Origin of the sequence: Mycolicibacterium flavescens (assembly GCF_001722335.1) — a bacterium.
Taxonomy (GTDB): domain Bacteria; phylum Actinomycetota; class Actinomycetes; order Mycobacteriales; family Mycobacteriaceae; genus Mycobacterium; species Mycobacterium flavescens.
In genome coordinates this window covers 25,433-51,425 of sequence record NZ_MIHA01000017.1, presented here as the reverse complement: position 1 = coordinate 51,425, position 25,993 = coordinate 25,433, and the positions used below count along the sequence as shown (strand labels likewise).

General features: G+C 69.2%; 21 protein-coding genes. 7 read left to right on the top strand and 14 right to left on the bottom strand.

What is annotated here, in order from left to right:
- Positions 1 to 26 precede the first annotated feature (26 nt).
- Genes BHQ18_RS20890 through BHQ18_RS20875 form a run of 4 tightly spaced genes read right to left on the bottom strand, consistent with a single transcriptional unit; the run spans position 27 to position 5,844 of the window.
- Positions 27 to 2,417 (bottom strand): cation-translocating P-type ATPase, encoded by a 2,391-nt coding sequence (locus BHQ18_RS20890; RefSeq protein ID WP_069415557.1) that lies wholly within the window; start codon positions 2,415 to 2,417, stop codon positions 27 to 29.
- Complete coding sequence (locus tag BHQ18_RS20885; RefSeq protein WP_069415556.1) at positions 2,414 to 3,979, bottom strand: serine hydrolase; 1,566 nt, start codon at positions 3,977 to 3,979, stop codon at positions 2,414 to 2,416. The genes BHQ18_RS20890 and BHQ18_RS20885 overlap by 4 nt, the downstream gene beginning before the upstream one ends.
- 15 nt (positions 3,980 to 3,994) lie before the next feature.
- A complete protein-coding gene (locus tag BHQ18_RS20880; RefSeq protein WP_069415555.1) occupies positions 3,995 to 5,110 on the bottom strand; it encodes an MBL fold metallo-hydrolase in 1,116 nt (371 codons plus the stop codon).
- Entirely contained in the window at positions 5,110 to 5,844 is a 735-nt protein-coding gene (locus tag BHQ18_RS20875; RefSeq protein WP_069415554.1) for an enoyl-CoA hydratase, read from the bottom strand. The genes BHQ18_RS20880 and BHQ18_RS20875 overlap by 1 nt, the downstream gene beginning before the upstream one ends.
- 26 nt (positions 5,845 to 5,870) lie before the next feature.
- On the opposite strand from BHQ18_RS20875, the gene BHQ18_RS20870 reads away from it, so the two are divergent.
- A complete protein-coding gene (locus tag BHQ18_RS20870; RefSeq protein ID WP_069415553.1) occupies positions 5,871 to 7,382 on the top strand; it encodes a carboxyl transferase domain-containing protein in 1,512 nt (503 codons plus the stop codon).
- Here the strand turns inward: BHQ18_RS20870 and BHQ18_RS20865 are convergent.
- The 4 genes from BHQ18_RS20865 to BHQ18_RS20850 are packed head-to-tail and all read right to left on the bottom strand — an operon-like array spanning position 7,379 to position 8,632.
- The gene (locus BHQ18_RS20865; RefSeq protein ID WP_069415552.1) at positions 7,379 to 7,624 is read right to left on the bottom strand and encodes a hypothetical protein; all 246 of its coding nucleotides are present in this window, start codon (positions 7,622 to 7,624) and stop codon (positions 7,379 to 7,381) included. The two genes, BHQ18_RS20870 and BHQ18_RS20865, sit on opposite strands and share 4 nt — an antisense overlap.
- Complete coding sequence (locus tag BHQ18_RS20860) at positions 7,621 to 7,836, bottom strand: DUF3072 domain-containing protein (RefSeq protein ID WP_069415551.1); 216 nt, start codon at positions 7,834 to 7,836, stop codon at positions 7,621 to 7,623. Before BHQ18_RS20860 ends, BHQ18_RS20865 begins: the two co-directional genes overlap by 4 nt.
- Before the next feature lie 29 nt (positions 7,837 to 7,865).
- The gene (locus BHQ18_RS20855; protein WP_069415550.1) at positions 7,866 to 8,306 is read right to left on the bottom strand and encodes a hypothetical protein; all 441 of its coding nucleotides are present in this window, start codon (positions 8,304 to 8,306) and stop codon (positions 7,866 to 7,868) included.
- Positions 8,306 to 8,632 (bottom strand): hypothetical protein, encoded by a 327-nt coding sequence (locus tag BHQ18_RS20850; RefSeq protein ID WP_234794257.1) that lies wholly within the window; start codon positions 8,630 to 8,632, stop codon positions 8,306 to 8,308. Before BHQ18_RS20850 ends, BHQ18_RS20855 begins: the two co-directional genes overlap by 1 nt.
- A gap of 129 nt (positions 8,633 to 8,761) precedes the next feature.
- Between BHQ18_RS20850 and BHQ18_RS20845 the strand changes: the two genes are divergently transcribed.
- The gene (locus BHQ18_RS20845; protein WP_069415548.1) at positions 8,762 to 9,874 is read left to right on the top strand and encodes an epoxide hydrolase family protein; all 1,113 of its coding nucleotides are present in this window, start codon (positions 8,762 to 8,764) and stop codon (positions 9,872 to 9,874) included.
- Positions 9,867 to 11,249: an NAD(P)-binding protein gene (locus BHQ18_RS20840; protein WP_069415547.1), complete on the top strand. Its 1,383-nt coding sequence runs from the start codon at positions 9,867 to 9,869 to the stop codon at positions 11,247 to 11,249. The genes BHQ18_RS20845 and BHQ18_RS20840 overlap by 8 nt, the downstream gene beginning before the upstream one ends.
- Here BHQ18_RS20840 and BHQ18_RS20835 read toward each other — a convergent pair.
- Genes BHQ18_RS20835 through BHQ18_RS20825 form a run of 3 tightly spaced genes read right to left on the bottom strand, consistent with a single transcriptional unit; the run spans position 11,246 to position 16,871 of the window.
- On the bottom strand, positions 11,246 to 13,066 hold the full coding sequence (locus BHQ18_RS20835) for an ABC transporter ATP-binding protein (RefSeq protein WP_069415546.1): 1,821 nt from the start codon (positions 13,064 to 13,066) through the stop codon (positions 11,246 to 11,248). The two genes, BHQ18_RS20840 and BHQ18_RS20835, sit on opposite strands and share 4 nt — an antisense overlap.
- The gene (locus BHQ18_RS20830; protein ID WP_069415545.1) at positions 13,063 to 14,979 is read right to left on the bottom strand and encodes an ABC transporter ATP-binding protein; all 1,917 of its coding nucleotides are present in this window, start codon (positions 14,977 to 14,979) and stop codon (positions 13,063 to 13,065) included. The genes BHQ18_RS20835 and BHQ18_RS20830 overlap by 4 nt, the downstream gene beginning before the upstream one ends.
- A complete protein-coding gene (locus BHQ18_RS20825; protein ID WP_069415544.1) occupies positions 14,976 to 16,871 on the bottom strand; it encodes an ABC transporter ATP-binding protein in 1,896 nt (631 codons plus the stop codon). Before BHQ18_RS20825 ends, BHQ18_RS20830 begins: the two co-directional genes overlap by 4 nt.
- A gap of 106 nt (positions 16,872 to 16,977) precedes the next feature.
- Between BHQ18_RS20825 and prrA the strand changes: the two genes are divergently transcribed.
- A complete protein-coding gene (gene prrA / locus BHQ18_RS20820; protein ID WP_069415543.1) occupies positions 16,978 to 17,679 on the top strand; it encodes a two-component system response regulator PrrA in 702 nt (233 codons plus the stop codon).
- Between the two features lie 4 nt (positions 17,680 to 17,683).
- Entirely contained in the window at positions 17,684 to 19,027 is a 1,344-nt protein-coding gene (locus BHQ18_RS20815; RefSeq protein ID WP_069415542.1) for a sensor histidine kinase, read from the top strand.
- A 59-nt stretch (positions 19,028 to 19,086) separates the two neighbouring features.
- On the opposite strand, the gene BHQ18_RS20810 is transcribed toward BHQ18_RS20815, so the two are convergent.
- Complete coding sequence (locus tag BHQ18_RS20810; protein WP_069415640.1) at positions 19,087 to 19,461, bottom strand: FKBP-type peptidyl-prolyl cis-trans isomerase; 375 nt, start codon at positions 19,459 to 19,461, stop codon at positions 19,087 to 19,089.
- A gap of 30 nt (positions 19,462 to 19,491) precedes the next feature.
- Between BHQ18_RS20810 and BHQ18_RS20805 the strand changes: the two genes are divergently transcribed.
- Positions 19,492 to 19,740 carry a DUF2630 family protein gene (locus BHQ18_RS20805; protein ID WP_069415541.1) on the top strand — a complete coding sequence of 83 codons (249 nt, stop codon included), beginning with the start codon at positions 19,492 to 19,494 and terminating at the stop codon, positions 19,738 to 19,740.
- A gap of 74 nt (positions 19,741 to 19,814) precedes the next feature.
- Positions 19,815 to 21,299, top strand: coding sequence for a phytoene desaturase family protein (locus tag BHQ18_RS20800; RefSeq protein ID WP_069415540.1), 1,485 nt, complete (start codon positions 19,815 to 19,817; stop codon positions 21,297 to 21,299).
- Here BHQ18_RS20800 and BHQ18_RS20795 read toward each other — a convergent pair.
- Both BHQ18_RS20795 and BHQ18_RS20790 read right to left on the bottom strand, forming a co-directional pair.
- On the bottom strand, positions 21,296 to 24,424 hold the full coding sequence (locus tag BHQ18_RS20795) for an ATP-binding protein (RefSeq protein ID WP_084294223.1): 3,129 nt from the start codon (positions 24,422 to 24,424) through the stop codon (positions 21,296 to 21,298). The two genes, BHQ18_RS20800 and BHQ18_RS20795, sit on opposite strands and share 4 nt — an antisense overlap.
- An 89-nt stretch (positions 24,425 to 24,513) precedes the next feature.
- Entirely contained in the window at positions 24,514 to 25,950 is a 1,437-nt protein-coding gene (locus BHQ18_RS20790) for an MFS transporter (protein ID WP_069415538.1), read from the bottom strand.
- Between the last annotated feature and the right edge of the window lie 43 nt (positions 25,951 to 25,993).

The window sequence follows — 25,993 nt, the reverse complement described above, 5'->3', positions numbered from 1 at the left end:
ACTTCACTGGGGCTGACCACCAGTACCTACTCAGAGCGCCACAGCCGTCGAGGCTCTCCCGACACCGCCCCCAGCACCCACCAGATCACCTCGATCGCGAGCGCCCCGACCACCCCGATGCCCAACGCGATCGACGTGGTCTTGACGTTGGAGATGTCGAGGATGAACAGCTCATGCGCCCAAGGGATCGAGAAGATCACCACATAAGCCAGGCCCGACACGACCACCAACGCCACCCGCCACCACTGGTAGGGACGCGCCACCACGGCGAGCACCCAGACCGCCACCACCAGCAGCGTGATCAACGCCGCGGTCGAAGCCTGCGTCTGCTCCACCGGCGACGCATACCGCCCCTGATACGCCACCAGATACGACGTGAACGTCGCCAGCCCGACGACCAACCCCGACGGCAGCGCCGACGTCATCACCCGCCGCACGAATCCCGGCTGCGCCCGCTCGTGGTTCGGCGCCAGCGACAGGATGAACGCCGGGATCCCGATCGTGAACCAGGCCGCGATCGTCACATGGATCGGCTGGAACGGGAACAGCAGCGGGTCGGTGCCGAAGAACTTCGACGCCAGCCCGGCCACCCCGACGAAGATCGCCAGCAACACCGAGTACACGGTCTTGGTCAGGAACAGGTTCGAGACCCGCTCGATGTTGCCGATCACCCGCCGGCCCTCGCCGACGACGTACGGCAGCGTCGCGAACTTGTTGTCCAGCAACACGATCTGCGCCACCGCACGCGATGCCGAGCTGCCCGAGCCCATCGCGACACCGATGTCGGCGTCCTTGAGCGCCAGCACGTCGTTTACACCGTCGCCGGTCATCGCGACCGTGTGTCCGCGTGACTGCAGAGCGTGCACCATGGCCCGCTTCTGGTCGGGCCGCACCCGCCCGAACGTCGTGCACTCCTCGACGGTGTCGGCCAGCGGACCGGGCTCCTCAGGCAGCTGCCGGGCGTCCATGGTCTCCCCGTGCAAGCCCAGCGACCCGGCCACCGCCCCCACCGAGACCGCGTTGTCCCCCGAGATCACCTTGATCGACACCTGTTGGGAAGCAAAGTAGTCCAGCGTGTCCCGCGCATCCGGGCGGACCCGCTGCTCCAGCACCACCAGCGCGGCCGGCGTGACCCGCCCCGGCGCCTCGGGATGGTCGACCGGCAGATCACTGGACCCCAGCATCAGCACGCGCAGCCCACCGGCGCCGATCTGCTCGGCCTGCTCGGCGACCGGTGACCCGGGTTCGCACAGCACATCCGGTGCGCCGATCACCCAGTTGCCGTGCTCCCCGTACGACGTGCCGCTCCACTTGGTCGCCGACTTGAACGGCGCCACGGCGGTCGCGCTCCACCCGGGCGGCATCTTGTAGGCCTCCGCGATGGCCTGCATGCTGGCGTTGGGGCGGGGATCGTCGGCGGCCAACTGCGCCAGAATGTTGCCCACGTCGACAGCGTCGAGCTGCTTGAGGTCACAGACCCGCATCCCGTTCTCGGTCAACGTCCCGGTCTTGTCGGCGCACACCACGTCGACGCGGGCGAGGCCCTCGATCGCGGGCAGTTCGTTGACCAGGCACTGCCTGCGGCCCAGCCGGATCACGCCGACGGCGAACGCGATCGACGTCATCAGCACCAGGCCTTCGGGCACCATCGGGACCAGCGCGCCCACCATCGCCAGTACCGAACGGCGCCAACCGGATTCGGTGGTGAACAGCTGGGTGTAGATGATCAGCAGGCCGGCCGGGATCAGCAGGTAGGTGATGAACCGCAGGATCTGGTTGATGCCGCTGCGCAGTTCGGAGTTCACCAGTGTGAACTTGCTGGCCTCCTCGGCGAGCTTGGCCGCATACGCTTCCCTGCCGACCTTGGTGGCCCGGTAGGCGCCGGTGCCGGCGACGACGAAGCTGCCCGACATCACCGGATCGCCCGGATCCTTGGCGATGGCGTCGGCCTCACCGGTCAGCAGCGACTCGTCGACCTCCAGGTTCGACTCCTCGACGACCTCCCCGTCGACGACGATCTGATCGCCGGGTCCCAGTTCGATGATGTCGTCGAGGACAACCTCGCTGGGCGGCACCGCCGTGGTACCGGACTGCCTGCGCACCAACGGTTTCGTCTGCCCGACGATCGCCAGCTTGTCGAGCGTCTTCTTGGCCCGCAATTCCTGGATGATGCCGATCCCGCTGTTGGCGATGATCAGCAGACCGAACGCCCCGTTGATCAGCGAACCGGTGGACAGCACGATGATGAACAGCACCCCGAGGATCGCGTTGATCCGGGTGAACACGTTGGACCGCACGATCTCGGAGACGCTGCGCGCCGCCCGCGTGGGCACGTCGTTGGTCTTGCCCTCGGCGACCCGCTGCGCAACTTCGGCGTCACTCAGCCCGGCGGCGCGGGTCTCGGGTATGGCGGTCACTTGACGAACGTCCCCTTCTCGAACGTGTCGAAATACTCGAGGGTGAGCCGGTCGCCGTCGAAGCGTGCCTGCGAGATGGTGCCCGGCGGCGCGTTCTCGCTGACGAAACCGAACGTGAACGTGTCACCGTCCCAATGATCCAGCTGCACGTCGAATTTCGTGCCCAACGCCAACCTCAGACGCCCGTCGCGTTCGGTGACCCGCGCGGGTCCCCAGTAGTCGTTGGCGTAGATGCCGGCGTACGACGACAGCGGGCCGGGCGGTGCCGGGTTCGCCGGGGGTTGCTTGCCGACCAGGTCGCCCACCGGCTTCTCCATGTCGGCGAAGGCCGCGCTGTAGAGGCCGTACCAGTCTTCTCGGATCTCACCGAACTGCACGAGATCGGCGAACTGCGCGGTCAGCGCCTCCGGCACCCCCGACGGGGTGGCGTTGGTGAGCGCGACGATGCCGACGTCAGCCGACGGCAACATCAGGAAGTTCGTCCCCGTGCCGAGTTCGAAGGCGCCCGAATGGCTCAGCTCCGTCCGCGCCGCCGACGTCGTCCCGACGTTGAACCCGTAACCGTAGAAGCCCGACCGCATCGCCGGCTCGCTCGGCGGGTTCGACACCGCCTGCGGGCTCAGCGCGGGCAGCAGCGCCTTAGCGTCCACGACCTGCCGACCGTCGTGGCTGCCGTCGGCCAACACCATCGCCAGCCACCGGGTCATGTCGTTGACCGACGAACTCGCCCCGCCCGCAGGGGATTCGGCGTCGGCGTCGCGCACATAGGACGGCTCGTACCGGCCGTCGACGTGGATGTGGCCGACCGCGCGGTCGGGCCGGGTCTCGTAGTCGGTGAACCGGTAGCTCGTCACCCCCATGCCCAACGGGCCGAACATCACCTCCTCGGCGAGGGTCTCCCAGTCCCTGCCCGCGGCGGCGGCGACGGCCTCAGCACCCGCGGTGTACCCGAAGTTGGTGTAAGCGTAGGAGTCCCGGAACGGATCCAGCGGAAGTTGGCGCAGCCGTTCGAGCACCTGGCGGCGGTCGTAGCCGATGTCCTCGAGCATGTCGCCGGCGTGATCGGGCAGCCCGGAGCGGTGCGACATCATGTCCCCGACGGTGACCATCCGGGTGACCGCCGGGTCCGACAGCGCGAACCACGGCAGCCGGGACACGATCGGGGTGTCCCACCCGACCCGGTTCTGACCGACCTGCTGGGCGACGACGGTCGCGGCCAGGGGTTTGGACACCGACGCCAGCTGAAACACCGTGTCCGGGCCCACTTTCTCACCTGTCCGTGTGTCCTTGACGCCGAAACCTCTGGCGTACACGGTTTTTCCGCCGTGCACGACGGCCACCGCCATCCCCGGGATGCCGGTTTTGTCCATCAGGTCGGTGGCCAACCCGTCGAGCTGGGCGACCGCGTCGTCGACAGCGTTCTCGGGCAGCGGCATCGCGGCAACCAGCGGCGGTGGCACGTCGGACTGCGCGCTCGGCGGCGGGGCGGGCTCGGCCGGCTCCGCGCTACACCCGGCGACCAGCAGCAGCCCTGCGACAGCCCACCGGGCCAGTGCGTTCATGACGTGAACGGTAACTCAGAAACGCCACCACGGGTCGGACGCCGGCGGGGCGTCCCGCTCCACACGCTGACCGGGTTTGGGCACGACTACCTGGACCTTTTCGGCGTCGGCCGCGCGCAGCAGCCGCTCCACCGGTTCGGACCACGGGTGCGGGGCCAACCGGAACGTCGCCCAGTGGATCGGCACCAGCAGGCCGCGGTCGGCCTCGGCGACGTCGAGGTGCGCGCGCACGGCCTCCTCGGGGTTCATGTGGATGTCCGGCCATGCCGGGTGGTACGCGCCGATCGGCAGCAGGGTCACGTCGAACGGCCCGTGCTCGGCGCCGATCTCGGCAAAGCTCTTCGTGTATCCGGTGTCGCCGCCGAAGAACGCGCGGTGGCGCGGGCCCAGGATCACCCACGACGCCCACAGCGTGGTGTTGCGGGTCAGCAGCCGGCCCGAGAAGTGCCGGGCCGGCGTGCAGACCAGCGTCAGGTCGCCGATCGTGTGGCTCTCGTGCCAGTCCAGTTCGACGATGCGGCTCTCGGGTATCCCCCACCTGCGCAGGTGCGCGCCGATGCCCAGCGGCACGACGAACGGCGCGCGCTGCGTGCGGGCCAGACCGGTGATGGTCTCCATGTCGAGATGGTCGTAGTGGTCGTGGCTGATCACGACCGCGTCGACCGCGGCCAGCGCTTCCAGCGGCGCGGGCACGTCGTGCATGCGTTCGGGCCCGACCGCCTGCGACGGTGAGCACCGGCGGCTCCACACCGGGTCGGCCAGCACGCGGTAGCCGTCGAGTTCGATCAGCGCCGAGGAGTGCCCGAACCAGCACACCGACCCCTGCGATGCGGGGGCCGCCGGCGTCGGGGTGACGACCGGCACCGGCCCCGCCGGCCGGGTGACGCTACGCGAACCGATCAGCTCGCGTACCAGGAGCCGCTGCTGCTCGGCCTCGATGCTCATCATCGACGCGGGTTCGAGGTTGTCGAACCCGCCGTCGCGGTAATTCGGCGAGCGACGGGCGACCGTCTCGATCTCCGTCGGGGACGCGCCGAGCGCCGCCGGCGCGCCCTGCAGCGCGCGCAGCACCCAACCACCGGCCAGCAGCGACGCCGTGCCGAAGCCGATGCGCAGCGCGCCGCGGATCATCAGGCGCCCTTGAAGTTCGGCGGCCGTTTCTCGATCCGCGCGACCTGAGCCTCGATGACGTCCTGGCTGGCCCACGCCCGGTCGAACAGCTCCTGGTGCTCGGGCCAGGGGTCCTCGTAGGCGCCGTCGTCGTTGAGCACCCGCTTGGCGTGCTGCAGTGCCAGCGGCGCGTAGCCGGCGATCTCGGCGGCCCACGCCTGCGCGTCCTCGACCGTGCCGATGCGGTTGGCCATCCCGGTCTGCATCGCGTCGTCGGCGGTGAGCCGTTCGGCGGCCAGCAGCATCCCGCGCGCCCGGCCCGCGCCGACCAGCGACGTCAGCCGCCGGATACTCCAGTTGTCCAGCGCCAGACCGTATTTGGCGACCGGGAACTGGAAGTAGGCGTCGGGCGCGACGACCCGCAGATCGCAGATCATCGCCAGGATGACCCCGGCGCCGATCGCGGGACCGTTGATGGCGCCGATGACGGGCACCGGCGCCTTGTCGATCGCGACGTTGAGTTCCTTGGCCTTGTCGGGCAGCTTCTCGGCCACCCCGGACGGGTCGGACAGGTCGGCGCCCGCGCTGAAGACGTGGCCCGCGCCGGTGAGCACGATGGCGCGGACGTCCTCGGCGGCGGCCTTCAGGATGGCCTCACGGAGCGCATCGACCAGTTCGACGTTGAGGGCGTTGCGCCGCTCGGCGCGTTGCATCTCGAGGGTCAGCACGTGGGCGTCACGGGTCACACCAATCATTCCGCCAGCCTATATAGGCTGACGCCGTGAGCCGGATCGGTGCCCTCGAGGTGCGTGACGCCGTGCTCGACGCGGGCTCCTTCCGCAGCTGGGACGGCCCGCCGCTCGACGTCGGCGCAGGTGAGCGGTACCGCGGAGAACACGCCGCCGCCGCGGCCAAGACCGGACTCGACGAGTCCGTGGTCACCGGCGAGGGCACCGTGTTCGGCCGCCGCGTGGCGCTGGTGCTGTGCGAGTTCGACTTCCTGGCCGGTTCGATCGGGGTGGCGGCCGCCGAGCGCATCACCGCGGCCGTGCACCGCGCGACCGCCGAGAAACTGCCGCTGCTGGCGTCGCCGAGTTCGGGCGGCACCCGCATGCAGGAGGGCACGGTCGCGTTCCTGCAGATGGTCAAGATCGCCGCGGCCGTCGAACTGCACCGACGCGCCCACCTGCCGTATCTGGTGTACCTGCGGCACCCGACCACCGGCGGGGTGTTCGCGTCGTGGGGCTCGCTCGGGCACGTGACCGCCGCCGAACCGGGCGCGCTGATCGGGTTCCTCGGGCCGCGGGTCTACGAGCACCTGTACGGCGAACCGTTCCCGGAGGGCGTGCAGACCGCCGAGAACCTGCACCGGCACGGCGTGATCGACGGCGTGGTCCCGCTCGACGTGCTGCGAGCGACGCTGGACCGCGCGCTGACGGTGATCGCCGACCCGCCGCTACCTCCACCCGCACCGCCCGAACTCGGCCCGCTGCCCGATGTTCCGGCGTGGGAGTCGGTGCAGGCCTCGCGGCGACCGGACCGGCCGGGCGTCGGGTACGTGTTGCGGCACGGCACGACGGAGCGACTGCTGCTGTCCGGCACGGGTTCCGGCGAGGCGGCGACGACGCTGCTGGCGCTCGCCCGCTTCGGCGGGCAGCCGGCGGTGGTGGTGGGCCAGCAGCGCGTGGTGGGAGGCTCAGGTTCAATCCCGGGTCGCTCCGCTCCTGCCCTCCGTGTCGGCCCCGCCGCGCTGCGCGAGGCTCGCCGCGGCATGGCGCTGGCGGCGGGCCTGCGGCTGCCGCTGGTGCTGGTCATCGACACCGCCGGGCCTGCGCTGACCGTCGAGGCCGAGCAGGGCGGGCTGGCCGGCGAGATCGCGCGGTGCCTGGCCCAACTCGTCACGCTCGACACGCCGACGGTGTCGGTGCTGCTCGGGCAGGGCAGCGGCGGGCCGGCGCTGGCGATGGTGCCCGCCGACCGGGTGGTGTCCGCGCTGCACGGCTGGTTGGCGCCACTGCCGCCGGAGGGCGCCAGCGCGATCGTCTACCGGGACCTCGACCATGCGCCGGAACTGGCTGCGGCCCAAGGTGTCCGGTCGGCCGACCTGCTGCGCGACGGCATCGTCGACGTCGTCGTCCCCGAGCAGCCGGACGCCGCCGACGAACCGCTGCAGTTCACCGGGCGGCTGTCGGCCGTGATCGCCAACGAACTGCACTCACTGCGCGCGGTGCCCGCCGACGACCGGATGCGCGCCCGGCTCGACCGCTACCGGCGCATCGGGTTGCCGAGCTAGCCGCCCAGCTCGGAGACCGCGGTGTCCAGCTGCGCCGCCTGCTCCTCGACCTCGCGGTCCGACGGTGACTCGCCGACCCGGTTGACCAGATCCTCGCGCGACACCACTTCCAGGGCGCCGCGGTAGTCGGGCGAGGCCAGCTTCCCGGCGCCGATCACCTCCACGCGGCCCTCGATCACGACCAGCACCGCGTTCTTCTCCTGCGAGGCCAACAGCACCCGCACGTCGTCGACCGAAATCACGACGAACTCCGTCCGGTCTGCTGCTGCAGGCGGTCGATCAACTCCGAGGCCTGGGCCTTGGACAGATTCTCGGGCACCTCTTCGCCGGCCTCCTGCGCCAGCGTGGACAGGTAGCTGCGTTGCGGACCGGTCATCGGCTCGTCGCCGGTGACCCAGTCCGAGCGGTCTTTCTGCGGGTTCTCCTGCGGCGCGCGGCCGGCGTCCTCACTCATGGCCTAGCTATGCCCGCTCCACCGCCGGTCTATGCGAGTGCCAGCGCCCACAACACCGCGCCGCAGGTGATCAGGTCCAGCGGCAGCCGCGCCGCGCTGCGCCGCGTCCAGCGCACCGCGGCCGCCTCGTCGACGCCCGCCGGGTCGGACCGCTCGAACGCGCGCCCCGCCGGCTCGACGTCCAGCAGTGACCACACCCGCACCGCCGCGTGCGCGATCACCGCGACCAGCAGTGCGAGCCGCACGTCGGGCCGGTCCCACGCGGTGATCAGCGCCAGGATCAGCAGCACCTCGCACATCGTGTGCGCCGGCAGCCAGAACCGCTGTCGCGACAGCCCACCGTTGCGGGCCTGAACGATGCCCGGCCGCTTCGGCCACACCGGGTCGACGACGACCGTTTCGTAGATTCCGGCTCCGAGCAGGACACCGGAGGTCAGGGCAGCGGCGGCGATCAGCAGAAGCGTCCACATCAAGTGCGATTATCGCGGTGCAGCGCCGCGTACTGACCGCGGCTGCGCACATACAGCACGGCCGCGGCGGCCGCCGCCTCGACGAGCGCCACCAGCGTGGCGGCCGCCATCAGCGCCGACGACTGCGCGTCGACGGTGGTCGCGCCGCCGTGGCGGTGCGCCGGGGCCGGCAGGTGCAGCGCGATCATCGCCAGGTTCATCAGCGCGACGACCACCCAGGTGCGGGGGCGGTCGTCGCGCCACAGGTCCCACGCGCAGAACAGGCAGGCGGCGATCATCGCCGCGAGCAGGCCGGTGGTGACCGCGCTTCCGGTGTGGCCGAGCATCGCCGCGTGCAGGCCCGCCGAGCCCACCGCCAGCGCGGCGCACACCCGTCGTCCGATCACACCGATGAATGTCACACAGATAAGGACTACTCGCAGCACGGGAACTCATCCCCGTGACAGGATCCGCACATGGCTGCCGTGACCCCGTTCCGCATCGACGTGCCCGACAGCGACCTCGAGGACCTGCAGGCCCGGCTGCGCCGCACCCGCTGGCCCGAAGCCGAGTGCGTCGACGACTGGAGCCAGGGCATCCCGCTGTCCTACACCCGCGAGCTCGCCCAGTACTGGGCCGACGAATACGACTGGCGGACAAGGGAAGCCGCGCTGAACCGGTTCGACCAGTACACCACCGAGATCGACGGCCTCGACATCCACTTCATCCACCAGCGCTCGTCCGCGCCCGACGCGTTCCCGCTGGTGATCACGCACGGCTGGCCGGGCTCGGTCGTCGAGTTCCACAAGGTGATCGAGCCGTTGACCGAACGCGGATTCGACGTGATCTGCCCGTCGCTGCCGGGCTACGGGTTCTCCGGCAAACCCACCCGCACCGGCTGGGGCGTCGAACGCATCGCGCAGGCGTGGGACACGCTGATGCGACGGCTGGGCTACGACCGCTACGGCGCCCAGGGCGGCGACTGGGGCTCCGCGGTGACCACCCAACTCGGCCGCCTCGGCGGCGCGTGCGCAGCGATCCACCTCAACATGCCGATGGGCGCACCGCCGGACGGGGCCACCGAGTTCACCGACGAGGAACTCGCCGCGATCGAACGAATCGAGTACTACCGCAAGTGGGACAACGCCTATGCCAAGCAGCAGTCGACCCGGCCGCAGACACTGGGCTACGCGCTGGTCGACTCGCCGGTCGGGCAACTGGCGTGGATCGTCGAGAAGTTCTGGTCCTGGACCGACTGCGACGGACACCCGGAGAACGCGCTGCACCGAGACGAACTGCTGGACAACGTGATGCTGTACTGGCTGACCGCCTCGGGCGCCTCGTCGGCGCGGCTGTATTGGGAGAGCTTCAACTCGTTCGGCGGCGGTGAACCCGTGCGGGTGCCGACCGGCGTCGCGTCGTTCCCCAGGGAGATCCTGCGGTCGCCGCGCTCGTGGTGCGAGAGCCGCTACCACATCACCCACTGGACGACGATGCCGCGCGGTGGTCACTTCGCGGCGTTCGAGCAGCCGGACCTGTTCGTCTCCGACGTCGCCGACTTCTTCACCGCCGCGCGAAACGATGGCTGAGGACATCGACGTCGACTACCTGGTGGTCGGGGCGGGCGCGATGGGGCTGGCCTTCACCGACACGCTGGTCGACGAGTCGGATGCCACGGTTCTGGTGGTCGATCGCAACGACCGTCCGGGTGGGCATTGGACGGCCGCATACCCGTTCGTGCGGCTGCACCAGCCGTCGGCCTACTACGGGGTGAACTCGAGGCGTCTCGGCGAGGACCGGATCGACGAAACCGGCGTCAACGCCGGGTATTACGAGCTGGCCAGCGGCGCCGAGGTCGGTGAGTACTTCGACGCGGTGATGCACGCGCACCTGCTGCCGACGGGCCGCGTGCGGTACCTGCCGCGCAGCGAGTACCTCGGTGACGGCCGGGTGCGTACCTCCGGCGGGGACACCGTGCGGGTGCGGGCGCGACGCGTCGTGACCAGCCACACCGAGATCGTCGTGCCGTCGATGCGGCCGCCGGGGTACGACGTGGCCGACGGGGTCGACGTCGTCGCCCCCAACCTTCTTCCCGATGTCGGCGCTTCGCGGGACCGGTACGTCGTTGTCGGAGCCGGTAAGACGGCGATGGACTCGTGTCTGTGGCTGCTGCGCAACGGGATCGGGCCGGAACGGGTGACGTGGGTGAAACCGCGCGAGTCCTGGGTGCTCGACCGCGCGACGATCCAGCCGGGCAGGCAGTTCGCGTCGGCGGTGATGCGCGATACCGCCAACCAGCTGACCGCGGTGCGCGACGCGGAGTCGCTGCCCGACCTGTTCGACCGGTTGGAGGCCGGCGGGTGCCTGCAGCGCGTCGACACCTCCGTCGACCCGACGATGTACCGGTGCGCGATCCTCTCGCAGGCCGAACTGGCCGAACTGCGGCGCATCACCGACGTCGTGCGGATGGGCCGGATCCGGTCGGTCGAGCCGGGCCGGATGACCCTCGACGGCGGCACCCGCGACGTGGCGGATTCGGTGCTCTACATCGACTGCACCGCAGACGGTCTGGGCGGTGAGTCACCGACCGCCGTGTTCGACGGTGAGCAGATCGCGTTGCAGACCGTGCGCACCTGCCAGCCGGCGTTCAGCGCGGCCGTGATCGCCCACGTCGAGGCGACCTACCCCGACGACGAGACCCGCAACGCCTACTGCGAGCCGGTGCCCTACCCGCACGTGCCCACCGACTGGCTGCGGATGATGTTGCCGTTCAACCGCAATCAGCTGCGCTGGTTCTCCGATCCGGACATGCTGGCGTGGGTCGACCGTGCCCGGTTGAACGCGCTGCACCATGTCACGGCCAACGTCAGCATGCGGGCCCGCGAACGGATCATCTCGATGCTCACCTCGCAGCTGCCGGGAGTCAACGACAAGCTCGAGGAGCTGCTGGCGTCGGAAGGTTAGGCCAGCGACTCCATCCACGCGCGGTGCAGCGCCGCGTAGCGGCCGTCGTCGCGCGCGATGAGATCCTGCGGCGCACCGTCTTCGACGACGCTGCCGTGTTCGAGCACCAGCACCCGGTCGGCGATCTGCACCGTGGACAGCCGGTGCGCGATCACCAGCGCGGTGCGGTGCGCGAGCACGGTTTCCAGCGCCCGCTGCACCATCCGCTCGCTGGGGATGTCGAGCGACGAGGTCGCCTCGTCGAGGATCAGCACCGCCGGGTCGGCCAGGAACGCCCGCGCGAACGCCACCAGCTGACGCTGGCCCGCCGAGAGCCGGCCGCCGCGTTTGGCGACGTCGGTGTCGAAGCCGTCGGGCAGCGCGGCGATGAACCGGTCGGCGCCCACCGCTTCGGCCGCCGCCAACACCTGCGCGTCGGTGGCCTCTGGTCTGCCGAAGCGGATGTTGTCGGCGACGGTGCCGTCGAACATGAAGTTCTCCTGGGTCACCATCACGACGTGCCGGCGCAGTTCGCTCTGCGACAGGTCACGCAGATCCACACCGTCGAGCGTGACCGCGCCCTCGGTCGGGTCGTAGAACCGCGCGATCAGCTTGGCGATCGTGGTCTTGCCGGCGCCGGTGGTGCCGACCAGCGCGACCGTCTGCCCCGCAGGCACCGTCAACGTCAGACCCGGCAGCACCGGCCGCCCCTCGACGTATTCGAAACGCACACCGTCGAAGGCGATCTCACCGCGGACGTCGGTCAGCGCGACGGGCTTGCGCGCATCTGCGATGCCCGGGCGCACCGCCAGCACACCCGCGAGCTTCTCCAGCGCCGATGCCGCCGACTGGAAAGTGTTGAAGAACTGCGAGATCTCCTGCATCGGTTCGAAGAACATCCGCAGATACAGCAGGAACGCGGTGAGGGTGCCGATCGTCATCTGGTCGCCGAGCACCCGGTAGCCGCCGTAGAGCAGCACCACCCCGGTGGTGAGGTTGCCGACGAGCTTGACGCCCGGCATGAAGATCGCCAGCAGTTGAAAGGTGCGCTCGTTGTCGTCCTTGTACCGGTCGGCGAGGTCTTCGAAGATCTGCTGGTTTCGCGGTTCGCGACGGTAGGCCTGCACGGCCTTGATGCCCGTCATCGTCTCGACGAACTGCACGATCACCAGCGCCGCGCTCTCGCGCACCCGCCGGTAGGTCAGCGCCGACTCGTTGCGGAACCACCACACCAGACCGACCAGCACCGGGAACGCGGTCAGACACATCAGCCCCAGCCGCCAGTCCAGCGTGATCAGCAGGATCGCGGTCCCGAACAGCGTCAGCACCGCGGTGATCAGGCTGTCGAACCCGGTCTCCAGCATGTCCTGGATGGCCTCGACGTCGTTGGTGGACCGGCTCACCACCCGCCCGGACGTGTAGCGCTCGTGGAACGCGATGTCGAGGCGCTGGAAGTGGCGAAACACCCTGCGGCGCAACTCGCATAGCACTTTCTGCCCGATCCGGCCGGACCGGCGCAGGAAGAACATCCGGCTGGTGGCCTGCACCACGACCACCACCGCCAGCACCGCGACGATCGTCATCAGCGTGCGCGCCGAACCGCCCTCGACGATCGGCGGGATGCCGTGGTCGATGCCGCGCTGCACCAGGATCGGCACCGACAGCCGCGCCGCGTTCTCGACCACCACGACCAGCGCGAGCAGACCGATCGTGAGGCGGTAGGGCCGCAGCAGCGAACCCAGCAGCTGGCGCGCCTCGCGGCGCCGCGGCACGCTCTCGTCGATCGGCAGGTCGTCCTGTTTCTCGTCGAACCGGCCGCGCCATTCGGTTGTCGTCATCGGCGTTCGGCCTCGGAGCTGACGAACGGGTGCGGATGCTGTTGCTGCCCCTCCTCGACGAGGTGCTCGAGGCTGTTGCGCGCGTCGTCGCCCGCCCAGTCGCAGGCGCGTTCGGCGCCGTCGTCGAGTTCGTCGTCGGCGGCCAGCAGGAACCGGTACTGCGGCACCTCGGCCAACAACTCGGAGTGGGTGCCGACGTGGGTGATGGTCGCCCCGGAAGCACCGTCGCGCGCGAGCAGCGCGACCCGGTCGGCCAGCAGCACCGTCGACGCGCGGTGGGCCACCACGATGCCGGTGACCGCGTGCAGCACCCGGCGCAGCGCCTCCTCGACGACGGCCTCGGTGTGCACGTCCAGCGCGGACAGCGTGTCGTCGAGCACCAGGATCCGCGGTGCCGCCAGGATCGCGCGGGCCAGCGAAAGCCGTTGCCGCTGACCGCCGGACAGGCTCATGCCCTGCTCACCGATGCGGGTGTCCAGGCCGAACGGCAGGTCGTAGACGAAGTGCGCGGCGGCGACGTCGACGGCCTCGGCGAGCTGGTCATCGGTGGCGTCCGGCCGACCGAGCCGGAGGTTCTCGGCCACCGACATCGAGAACAGGGTGGGGTCCTCGAACGCGGTCGCGACGGTCTGGCGCAGCGCCGACAGCGACAGCTCGCGGATGTCGCGGCCGTCGATACGGATCGAGCCCTCGGTGACGTCGTAGAGCCGCGACAGCAGCGCGGCCAGCACCGATTTGCCCGACCCCGTCGCACCGACCAACGCGACCGTCTCCCCCGGTTCGACGGTGAGGTTCACGTGCCGCAGCACCCACTCGTCGGAGTCCGGGAAGCGGAAACCCACGTCGACGAGTTCGAGCCGGCCCCCGCGCGGCGGCTCGGTGACGGGGCCGTCGACCAGTTCCCGTGGTTCGTCGAAGATCTCGGCGATCCGGTTCGCGGCGGTGAACGACTCCTGGGTCATCGACAGCAGGAAGCCCAGCGACGCGATGGGCCAGACCAGCGACAGCATCATCGTGATGAACGCGACCAGCGTGCCCATCGTCACGTGGCCCTCACCGGCGGCGTACGCGCCGAACCCGAGCACCACGATCAGCGTCAGGTTCGGGATGACCTCGAGCAGGGTCCAGAACTTCGCCGACACCGACACCCGGTCGAGCTGCGTCTCATACAGATTGGTGAGCTGCTCGTCGAACCTGTCGTACACGTAGTCCTCGCGGCCGAACGACTTCACCACCCGCAGCCCCAGCGCGGACTCCTCGACGTGGGTGGCGACGTGGCCGGCCTGGTCCTGCGCCAGCCGCGACAACCGGGTGTAGGACTGCTGAAAGTGCAGCACCGTCAACGTGATCGGGACGATCGACACCACCACGACCACACCCAGCGGCCAGTACATGAACAGCAGGATCGCGGTGACCACGGTGATCTGCAGACCGTTGAGCAGCAGGAACAGCAGTCCGAAGGACATGAACCGGCGAATTGTGCCGAGGTCGTTCATGATTCGCGACAGCAGCTGACCCGACTGCCAGCGGCCGTGGAACGACATCGGCAGGATCTGCAGCCGCGCGTAGAGGTCCTTGCGGATGTCGGCCTCCACACCCATCGTCGCGCGCGCGGCCAGCCAGCGGCGGATGAACCACAGCACCGCCTCGGTGATCCCGATGCCCACCGCGGCGCTGCCCAGCAGCCACAGCCCGCGCGGGTCCTGCTGGCGCACCGGGCCGTCGATGACGGCCTTGGTCATCAGCGGGATCGAGACGGTGGCGGCCAGGCTGGCGATCGCGACCGTGACCATCGCGATCCAGCGGGCGCGGTACGGCATCAGGTAGGGCAGCATCCGCCACAGGTCCGAACTCGGCCGCGGCCGGTCCGGCGGCCGGGCGATCGCCGGCGCCGAGCGCAAAGCATCCCTCATGCGGCCTCGTTCTCTGTGTCCTGGATCCCGAACTGGGTCTCGTACAGCTCGGCGTACCGGCCCCGGTGGCCGAGCAGTTCGAGGTGGGTACCCCGTTCCACGATTCGACCATCCTCGACCACGAGGATCTGGTCGGCCGCGCGGACCGTGGACAACCGGTGGGCGATGACGATCGAGGTGCGGCCGGCCAGCGCTTCGGCCAGCGCCTGCTGGACCGCGGCCTCGGACTCCGAGTCCAGGGATGCGGTGGCCTCGTCGAGCACGACGACCCGCGACCGGCCGAGCAGCAACCGGGCGATCGTGAGGCGCTGCCGCTGCCCGCCCGAGAGCCGGTAGCCGCGCTCGCCGACGACGGTGTCCAGGCCGTCGGGCATGTCGGCGACGACGTCGGACAGGCGGGCGCGTTCGAGCGCGCGCCACAGGTCGTCGTCGGTGGCGCCGGGCGCGGCGAGGGTGAGGTTGTCGCGGATCGACTCGTGGAACAGGTGCCCGTCCTGGGTGACGACGCCGACCGTGTCCTTCAGCGAGGCGAACGACACGTCGCGCACGTCGACGCCGTTCAGCGTGATACGGCCGGCATCGACGTCGTAGAGGCGGGCGATCAGCGAGGCGATCGTCGACTTGCCCGCGCCCGAGGAGCCGACCAGCGCGACCATCTGCCCCGGCTGCGCGGTGAACGAGATGCCGTGCAGCACTTCCTCGCCGCCGCGGACGTCGCTCGCGCTGAGCTCGGCGACCTCCTCGAGCGAGGCCAGCGACACCTTGTCCGCCGACGGGTAGGCGAACCGCACGTCGTCGACGACGACGGACACCGGCCCGTCGGGCACGGTGACCGCGTCCGGCTTCTCGTCGATCAGCGGTTTCAGGTCGAGCACCTCGAAGACCCGCTCGAAAGACACCAGCGCCGAGGCGATCTCGACGTGCGCGTTGGCCAGCGCGGTCAGCGGCGCGTAGAGCCGGGTCAGCAGCAGCGCCAGCGACACGATCGCGCCGGCCTGCAGGTGGCCGCCGATCGCGAGGACGCCGCCGAGGCCGTACACCAGCGCGAGCGCCAGGGCCGACATCAGTGTCAGCGAGTTCATGAACACCGACTGCAGCATCGAGGTCCGCACACCGATCTGACTGACCCGCCCGGCGCGGACCGCGAACTCGCGCGATTCGGTCGCGGGGTTGCCGAACAGCTTCACCAACGTCGCGCCGGGGGCGGAAAAGCGTTCGGTCATCTGGGTGTTCATCGTCGCGTTGTGGGCGGCCGCTTCACGCGAGAGTTTGGCCATCGCGGCGCCGATGCGGCGGGCGGGCACGATGAACAGCGGCACGAGCACCAGCGACAGCAGCGTGATCTGCCACGAGATCGACACCATCACCACCACCGTCAGCGTGAGCGTCACCAGGTTGGACACCACACCGGAGAGGGTGTCGGAGAACGCCCGCTGCGCACCCATGACGTCGTTTCCGAGTCGGCTGACCAGAGCGCCCGTGCGGGTCCTGGTGAAGAACGCGACCGGCATGCGCTGCACGTGGTCGAACACCGCGGTGCGCAGGTCGAGGATCAGGCCCTCGCCGATGGTCGACGACAGCCACCGGGTCACCAGCGAGGTCGCGGTCTCGGCGAGCGCGACCACGGCGATGACGCCCGCGAGCAACAGCACCGTGCGCGTCGAACCGCCGGTGATCGCGTCGATCACCTTGCCGGCCAGCACCGGGGTGGCCACCGCCATCAGCGCACCGACGACGCTGACGCCGACGAACACACGCAGCCGCGCGTGGTGGCGGCCGGCGAATCGCCAGATGCGCCGCAGCAACGCCCGGTCGAGCAGCGAGCGCAGGTCGCCGCCGCGCGCCCGGGTCTGGCGGTACAGCGTCTGCCGGGCGACCGTCTCAATACTCATGAATTCACCGTAGGACCTCAACAATGGATGAGGTCAACGACTTCCCGGCGGGCCATGTCGACGGGGTTGCCGCAGTTCGCCGGGCGCATCAGGCAATATTGCGTACATGGACAGTTCAGCAGGTTCGCCCCGGGTCCTCGTCGTCGACGACGACCCCGACGTGCTGGCCTCGCTCGAGCGCGGGCTGCGGCTCTCCGGGTTCGACGTGTCGACGGCCGTCGACGGCGCAGAGGCCCTGCGCAGCGCGACCGAGACGCGGCCCGACGCGATCGTCCTGGACATCAACATGCCCGTGCTCGACGGCGTCAGCGTGGTCACCGCGCTGCGCGCGATGGACAACGACGTGCCGGTCTGCGTGCTCTCGGCGCGCAGCTCGGTCGACGACCGCGTCGCCGGTCTGGAGGCCGGGGCGGACGACTACCTGGTCAAACCGTTCGTGTTGCAGGAACTGGTCGCCCGGGTCAAGGCGCTGCTGCGCAGGCGCGGGTCCACCGCGACCTTCTCCTCGGAAACCATCCAGGTCGGCCCGCTGGAGGTCGACATCCCGGGCCGCCGGGCGCGGGTCAACGGCGTCGACGTGGACCTGACCAAACGCGAGTTCGACCTGCTCGCGGTGCTGGCCGAGCACAAGACCGCGGTGCTGTCGCGGGCCCAGCTGCTCGAGTTGGTGTGGGGTTACGACTTCGCCGCCGACACCAACGTCGTCGACGTCTTCATCGGCTACCTGCGCCGCAAGCTCGAAGCGGGTGGCGCTCCCCGGCTCCTGCACACCGTTCGCGGAGTGGGATTCGTGCTGAGAACCCAGTAGTCCGATGTCGCTGCTGTCGCGGATCTTCCGCCGCACCCCGTCGCTGCGCACCCGCGTCGCCCTGGCCACCGCGATCGGCGCGGCCATCGTCGTCATCATCGTCGGCACTGTGGTGTGGATCGGCATCACCAACGACCGCAAGGAACGCCTGGACCGTCGTCTCGACGAGGCGGCCGGCTTCGTGATCCCGCTGCTGCCGCGCGGCCTCGACGAGATCCCCAAATCGCCGAACAACCAGGACGCGGTCATCACCGTGCACCACGACGGCGAGGTGACGTCGAACTCGAATGTGGTGCTGCCGCCGCTGGATCCGGGCTACGCCGACACCTACGTCGACGGTGTGCGCTACCGGGTGCGCACCGTCGACATTCCGTACTATCCCGGCCCGATGCTGGTCGCCGTCGGCGCCACCTACGACGCCACCATCGCCGACACCAACAACCTGCACCGGCGGGTGATCATCATCTGCGCGTTCGCGGTCGGCGCGGCCACGGTGTTCGGCTGGGTGCTGGCCGCGCTGGCGGTCCGCCCGCTCAAACGGCTGGCCCAGCAGACCCGCCAGATCGACGCCGGCGACGCCGACCCCGACGTCGAGGTGCGCGGCGCGACCGAGGCCGTCGAGATCGCCGAGGCCGTCAAGGGGCTGCTCAAGCGGGTGTGGAACGAGCAGGACCGGACCAAGGCGGCGCTGGCGTCTGCGCGCGATTTCGCGTCGGTGTCGGCGCACGAACTGCGCACGCCGCTGACCGCGATGCGGACCAACCTCGAGGTGCTCTCCACCCTCGATCTGCCCGAGGAGCAGCGCAAAGAAGTGGTGGGTGACGTCATCCGGACCCAGTCGCGGATCGAAGCGACGCTGGGCGCGCTGGAACGACTGGCCCAGGGCGAACTGTCGACCGCCGACGACCACGTTCCCGTCGACCTCACCGAACTGCTCGACCGCGCCGCGCACGACGCGATCCGGATCTACCCCGACCTGGACGTGTCGCTGGTGCCCGCGCCGACGATCATCATCATCGGGCTGCCCGCGGGTCTGAGGTTGGCCGTCGACAACGCGATCGCCAACGCCGTCAAACACGGCGGCGCGACGCGGGTGCAGCTGTCGGCGGTCAGCTCACGCGAGGGTGTGGAGATCGCCATCGACGACGACGGCGTCGGCATCCCCGAAGAGGAGCGCACGATCGTGTTCGAGCGCTTCTCCCGCGGGTCGACGGCGTCGCACTCGGGTTCCGGTCTGGGCCTGGCGCTGGTCGCCCAGCAGGCCGAGTTGCACGGCGGGTCAGCGTCTTTGGAGGCCAGCCCGCTCGGCGGTGCGCGGCTCCTGCTGCGCCTGCCGGGCCATCAGTGATCTGCTCGAACGCGGCAGCCGGTCATCGGGTGGCCAGCAGGTCGATGACAAAGATCACGTCATCGGGTGGCCAGCAGGTCGATGACAAAAATCAAAGTCTTTCCGGACAGGCGGTGCCCGCCGCCGGCCGGACCGTAGGCCTGCTCGGGCGGGATGACGAGCTGACGACGGCCGCCGACCTTCATGCCCGGGATGCCGTCCTGCCAGCCCTGGATCAGGCCGCGCAGCGGGAACTCGATCGACTCGCCGCGGTTCCAGGAGCTGTCGAACTCCTCGCCGGTGTCGTACTCGACGCCGACGTAGTGCACCTCGACGTTGGCGCCGGGTACCGCCTCGGCGCCCTCGCCGACAACGAGGTCGGTGATCACGAGTTCGGCGGGCGGCGGGCCGTCGGGAAATTCGATCTCGGGCTTTTGTCCTGAAGAGGAAGTCACCGATCCACCGTAGTCGGGCACACTGGTGTCGTGGCTAAAGACCAAGACATCCTCGATCTGGTGAACCGCCTCGTCGCCGAGGAGCAGGAGCTGCGCTCTGCGCTGCAGAACCGCGAGATCGACGAGTCCGAGGAGCATCGGCGGCTGCGGGCGGTCGAGGTGCAACTCGACCAGTGCTGGGATCTGCTGCGGCAGCGGCGCGCGCTGCGGGAAACCGGCGGCGATCCCCGTGAGGCCGAGGTGCGGCCGCCCGACGAGGTCGAGGGTTACCTGAACTGAGCGCCTACAACGCCACCGGAGCCGCCCCGGCGGCGACATACAACACCATCGTCGTCGGTGGCGGGCACAACGGGCTGGTGGCGGCCGGTTACCTGGCCAAGGCGGGCCGGCGGGTCCTGGTGCTCGAGCGCCTCGACCACGTCGGCGGCGCCGCGGTGTCCGCCCAGGCGTTCGACGGCGTCGACGCGCGGCTGTCGCGCTACTCCTACCTGGTCAGCCTGCTGCCCCGACGCATCGTCGACGATCTCGGCGCCCGGGTCCGGCTGGTGCGCAGGCGCTACTCCTCCTACACCCCCGACCCCGCGACGGGCGGCCGCAGCGGGCTGCTGATCGGGCCGCCGTCGACGTTCGCCGCGATCGGGGCCGCCGACGACGAGGCCGGCTTCGCCGAGTTCTACCGCCGCTGCGGCGTCGTCACCGAGCGGTTGTGGCCGTCGCTGCTGGAGCCGCTGCTGACACGTACCCAGGCGCGATCGCTGGTCGGCGATGCCTGGCGGTTGGTGGTCGACGAGCCGATCGGGCATGCGATCACCTCGGCGGTCGGCAACGACGTGGTGCGCGGGGTGATGGCCACCGACGCGCTGATCGGGACGTTCGCCTCGCTCGAGGAGCCGTCGCTGCGGCAGAACGTGTGCTTCCTGTACCACCTGCTCGGCGGCGGGACCGGCGACTGGGACGTGCCTGTCGGCGGAATGGGCTCGGTGACCGGTGCGCTGGCCGCGGCCGCCACCGGTTACAGCGCCGAAATCGTTTGCGGCGCCGACGTTTACGCCGTTGACCCGGACGGGCAGGTGCGGTACCGCAAGGACGGTGCCGAGCAGACCGTTCACGGCGAGGTCGTGCTGGCCAACGTGACGCCGACCGTGCTGGCCGGACTGCTCGGCGAACCGGCACCCGCGGCGGCGCCCGGCGCGCAGGTCAAGGTGAACCTGATGCTGCGCCGACTGCCGCGGCTGCGCGACGAGAGCGTCACCGCCGAGCAGGCTTTCGGCGGGACGTTCCACATCAACGAGACCTACCGACAACTGGATGCCGCGTATACGCAGGCGGACGGCGGCGCGGTGCCCGACCCGCTGCCGTGCGAGATCTACTGCCACTCGCTCAACGACCCGTCGATCCTGTCGGAGCAATTGCGGGCCTCCGGCGCGCAGACGCTGACCGTGTTCGGGCTGCACACCCCGCATCAGCTGGCGCAGGCCGGCGATCCGGACCGGATGCGTGACCGGTTGACCTCAGCGGTGCTGACCTCGTTGAATTCGGTTCTGGCCGAGCCGATCCAGGATGTGCTGATGCAGGACGCGTCGGGCCGGCTGTGCATCGAGACCAAGACGACGGCCGATCTGGAGCATTCGCTGGGCATGACGGGCGGCAACATCTTCCACGGGGGGCTGGCCTGGCCGTTCGCCGAGGAGGACGAACCGCTCGACACCCCGGCGCGGCGCTGGGGCGTGGCCACGGCGCACGACCGGATTCTGCTGTGCGGCTCGGGGTCTCGACGCGGCGGCGCGGTGTCGGGTATCGGCGGGCACAATGCGGCGATGGCGGTGCTGGAAAGTTAGGGCATCTCGGCGGCCGTTGTGATGTGCCCCTCGAAGCCGTGGTCGGCGGCCAGCGCGCAATAGCGGTCCTTCAACTCGCGATAGGCCGGTTCGTTGCCGAGCGCCAGGGCCAACTGAGCGCGAAGCCGCAGAACCATGACGTCGCCGATCACACAGTGCGGCTCCGATTGCGCACTGGCCAGTCTTTCAATCGCCGACTGTGCCTCCATCACATCGCCTTTCGTCCCTCGGGCGAGCAGGAGTTGCACCAGGGTCTGCGTGCAGCCCTCGACATTGGAGAAATTGCCCGTTGTGAACACGGTCTCTGTGGACGAGCGCACCTGTTCTATGGCACCGTCGATGTCCTCATCGGCATGCTCGGCGGCAAGAAGCACCCGCACCGGCGGCACGATGTTCATCGCGTACTGCTCCCGTTCACACGTATCACACATCTCGGAGAGTAGGGCCAGCCCACGCGCACGAGCTGAGGAGTCGCCGAGCGCCAGCGCCACCCCGAGCGCCAGGCGTAGCAGTACCAGCGGCAGGTCCTCGGTGCTGCGCTCGGCCAGCTCATGAATCTCGATCAACTCCTCGAGACCTGCGTCGGTGATCGGCAGAACTCCTCGACCGATATTGACGTACTTGTATGCGGCGGCAACCGCCAGCGACGTCGGATCGGCACTGCGCGCCATCGCCACCGCCCCGTCCATGTCCTCCCGCCATCCGCTTGCGCCGATGCTGCAGCGGGCGAAACCACGGAACACGTACGCGAGTGCCAATGGTGAGCCGAACATGAAGCTTCCCGCCGAACAGTCGCCATCGGCGATGTCGATGACAGCTTGCGCCCATCGCAGCGCGTCCATCCACTGCGCTGCTTGCAGTTTGGCGATGCAGGCGGGTAATGCAAGGCCGATCGTCAGGTTCGGGTCACCGATGGATTCGACGAGCGCCATTTGCTCGGATGCTTGAGTAGACGCTTCGAGAATCCGTCCTCGCAGCATGTGCTCCAGAGCCATCCCCGCCATTCCGGTGGCCAGCGACGCCTTGTCGCCGGCCTCTATGCACAACATCCGAAGCTCGTCGAACCGCTCTGACATGTCAGGATGAAAGCGTCGGAACGCGCTGCTGCACAACAAACTCCGCGGTGCAATCCTCATCTTCAGGCGATCCGGAACTTCCGGAGGTAGGGCATCCGCCACTCGACGTGCGCGTTCCCAGCTGAGCTGGGCCGCGACGTTGTCGCGATTGTTCGACCACGCGCCCGCGCGCATATGCCAGTCATAGGCGCTGCGAAGTTCGCCGGCCGACTCGAGATGTTCTGCGATCAGGGCCGCGTTCTGGTCGCTCTGCTCGATGGTGGCCGCGACCTGTCTGTGCAAACGCGCCCGCTCGGATCTCAGTTGTGACTCGTAGGCCACCGCTCGAATCAATGCGTGCCGGAACGTGTAGTGGGGATCGACGCCGAACACGGTCTGATCGATCAGCTCCGCCTTGACCAGGTCCTTGAGCTCGGGCTGAATACCCAGCGCCTCCAGAAGTTTTCGGCTGAACTCAATTCCGATCACCGCTGCTCCGTTGAGCGTACGCTTTGCCGCCGGACGCAGACGGTCGATTCGTGCGGCGATCACCGCCTGCAGCGTCTGGGGCACGTTCACTTCGTCCGTCGGCTCGATGCACAGATAGCAGCCCCGACCCCCGATCAGCACCTGGCGCTCGGTGAGATCACGGACGATCTCCTCGGCGAAGAACGGGTTGCCCTCGGCCCGTTCGGCGACCAGATCGGCGAGTTCGGTCACCGAGCCGTCCTTACCCAGCAGCTCGGTGCTCAGCTGCGACATCTCTGCGTCAGCCAGCGGCTCGAGGGCGATGGTTTGAGACCGGGGCGCGTGAGCGAGTGGTCCGTCGTACTCGGGCCGGTAGGTGATGAGCACGAAAAAGTGGGTACGGGGCACGACGGTCAGAAAGTCGGTGAGCATCGACTCGCTGAGCCCGTCGATCCAGTGTGCGTCCTCGATGACGTACATCGTCGGGGTGACCCTCGCGAGCGCGGCGGCATTGACCAGCGCCGCGATCCGGCGCCGGCGTGCGTCGGGATCGATCTGAGGCAGGGTTGCGGCGGGATCGCCGATACCCAGAAGATCTTCGACGAGAAGCAGGTCCTCCTGGTCAGCGCCGGAGAATCCCACGCGGACTTGTTCCCGAGCAGTCGCTGCATCGAGTCCGCTTGCGCCGGTGGCGCATCTGAGCAGATTGGCGGCGGCATGAAACGGGATCTCCGCGGTGTGGGACTCGCAGGACGTGGTGAACACCTCGGCGCCGACGTTCCGGGCGCGCGACGTGATTTCCTGCACGACCCTGCTCTTGCCGATACCGGGCGGGCCCACCAGCCCCACGATTCCACCGTTCCCACCGACCGCGCGCTCGAGGATGCCGGTGAGCGCGGTCATCTCCCAATCTCGGCCGATGAATGTCGTCTGCAGCCGGGTAGGCCTTCTGTGTGGAGTGAGTCCCAGTAGACGGCGTGCAGGGACCGGCGCCGGCATTCCTTTTACAGGCACCAGTTCCGGGTCGTCCAGTACGGCGCCGCTCTCCACCAACCGCGCGGTCGATTCACTGACCATCACGCCGCCGGGCGGCGCCACCGCTTCCATCCGCTGTGCCATGCCGACTTGCTCACCGACTGCCGTGTAAGACAACGGGCCCGAACCGATCTCGCCGGTGATCACCACTCCAGAGTTCAGCCCGATGCGTAGCTGCAGAGCCACCCGGTCGCGCTCTGCGATGACGGCAGCCCACATCTGCGCTTCGTGCTGTATGTCCAGCGCGGCCCGGCAGGCGAGCAGCGCGTGATCCTCGAGCGCAACGGGCGCGCCGAACTCGGCCATGATCCCGTCGCCGGTGAACTTGTCGACCGTGCCCCCGTAGCGCTGAACGATCGTCGAGGATCGGTCGAACAACTCCGTCATGATCTCGCGCAGCCGCTCCGGTCCCAGCCTGGCGGCGATGTCCATCGACCCCACCACATCGGCAAACAGCACGGTCACCTGCTTGTACTCGGCACTGGAGCCCGCCGCGGCGACCGACGACCCGCAGGCGTCACAGAAGCGGGCACCGTCTCGCAGACCGGCACCGCACGACTGACACACGACCCCCACGATTCAATCGTGCGCCGAGCGAGAAGCCATGGCTGCGAAATCGCCGCAATCGCGACCAGGAATGCTATTTCGGCGCCGGCTCAGACGCCATCGGCGGCCACCAGCGGAGCGAGCCGGTCAGCCGAGCGCAGCGCCCGCCGCGACGTCGAGTAGAAACCGAGCACGGTGATCGCCACGCCGAGCGCCGCGCAGATCAGCCACAGCGGGCGGGTGGCCTCGGCGAAGTTCGCGCCCGTCGTCGCCAGCGCGGCGCCCGCGACCGAACCGCACAGCGCCACACCGATACTCACGCCGACCTGACGGCTGGTCGAGGCGATCGCCGATGCGGCGCCGGCGCGGTCGGTCGGCATACCGCTGACCGCGGCGTTGGTCACAGGCGCGTTGACCATCGAGAACCCGATGCCGAACACCGCGAACACCACCAGCAGTTGCCACACCGGCGTCGTCGCCGACAACGAGGCGAGCATCAGCGTCGCCGCGGTGATCAGCGTGCCCGCCGACAGCAGCGACGGCCGAGCCCCGAACCGTCCGACCATCCGGCCCGACAGCGGCGAGAACACCAGTGCGCCAACCGCGATCGGCAGATAGATCAGCCCGGTCTGCATCGGCGAGAAGCCGCGTTCGTCCTGCAGGTACAGCGACATCATGAACAGGAACGCACCCCACGCCGCGAACGCGCACACCGCGATCATCGTCGCCGACGCGAACGGGATGCTCTTGAAGAACCTCAGGTCGATGAACGGCTCGCGGTGCCGGGCCTCGTAGACCAGGAACCCGGCGAACGCGAGGACCACCGCGACGGCGATCGCCACCACTCGCCCGTCGGCCCAGCCCAATCCGGGACCTTCGATGAGCAGGAACACGATTCCGAACAGGAACGCCATTCCCAGTCCCTGACCGACCGGGTCGAGACCGCGCATCGTCGCCGACTTCGTCTCGGGCACGAAGACCGCGGTCAGCACGATGGCCAGTACACAGATCGGCAGGTTGATCCAGAACACCGCGCGCCAGTCGAGCACCTCGATCAGCGCACCGCCGACGATCGGCCCCGCCGCCATCGAGATGCCGACGACCCCGCCCCATACGCCGATCGCCCGCGCGCGTTCGACCCGGCCGGTGAACACCTGGGTGATGATCGACATCGCGACCGGGTTCATCATCGACCCGCCGATCGCCTGCAGGAACCGCGCGGCGATCAGTGTCTCGATGTTCGGCGCGAGGCTGCACAGCAGCGAGGCCACCGCGAACACGCCGAGCCCGAGTTGGAAGGTGCGTCGCCGGCCGAAACGGTCGCCGGCGGCGCCCGACAGCATCAGCAGCGACGCCAGCACCAGCGTGTAGATGTCGATGACCCACTGCAACTGGGTGCCCGAGGCGTCGAGGTCGGCGCGGATGCTGGGGATCGCGACGTTGACGATCGTCGCGTCCATCGACACGATCAGCAGGCTCAGGCAGCAGGACACCAGAATGATGGCCTTGCGCCTGGCGCTCAACCCCCCGACGACGGATTCGTTCACCTGTGAATCAGCCGAGTGTGGGGTTACGTCACGCTTCGGGCGC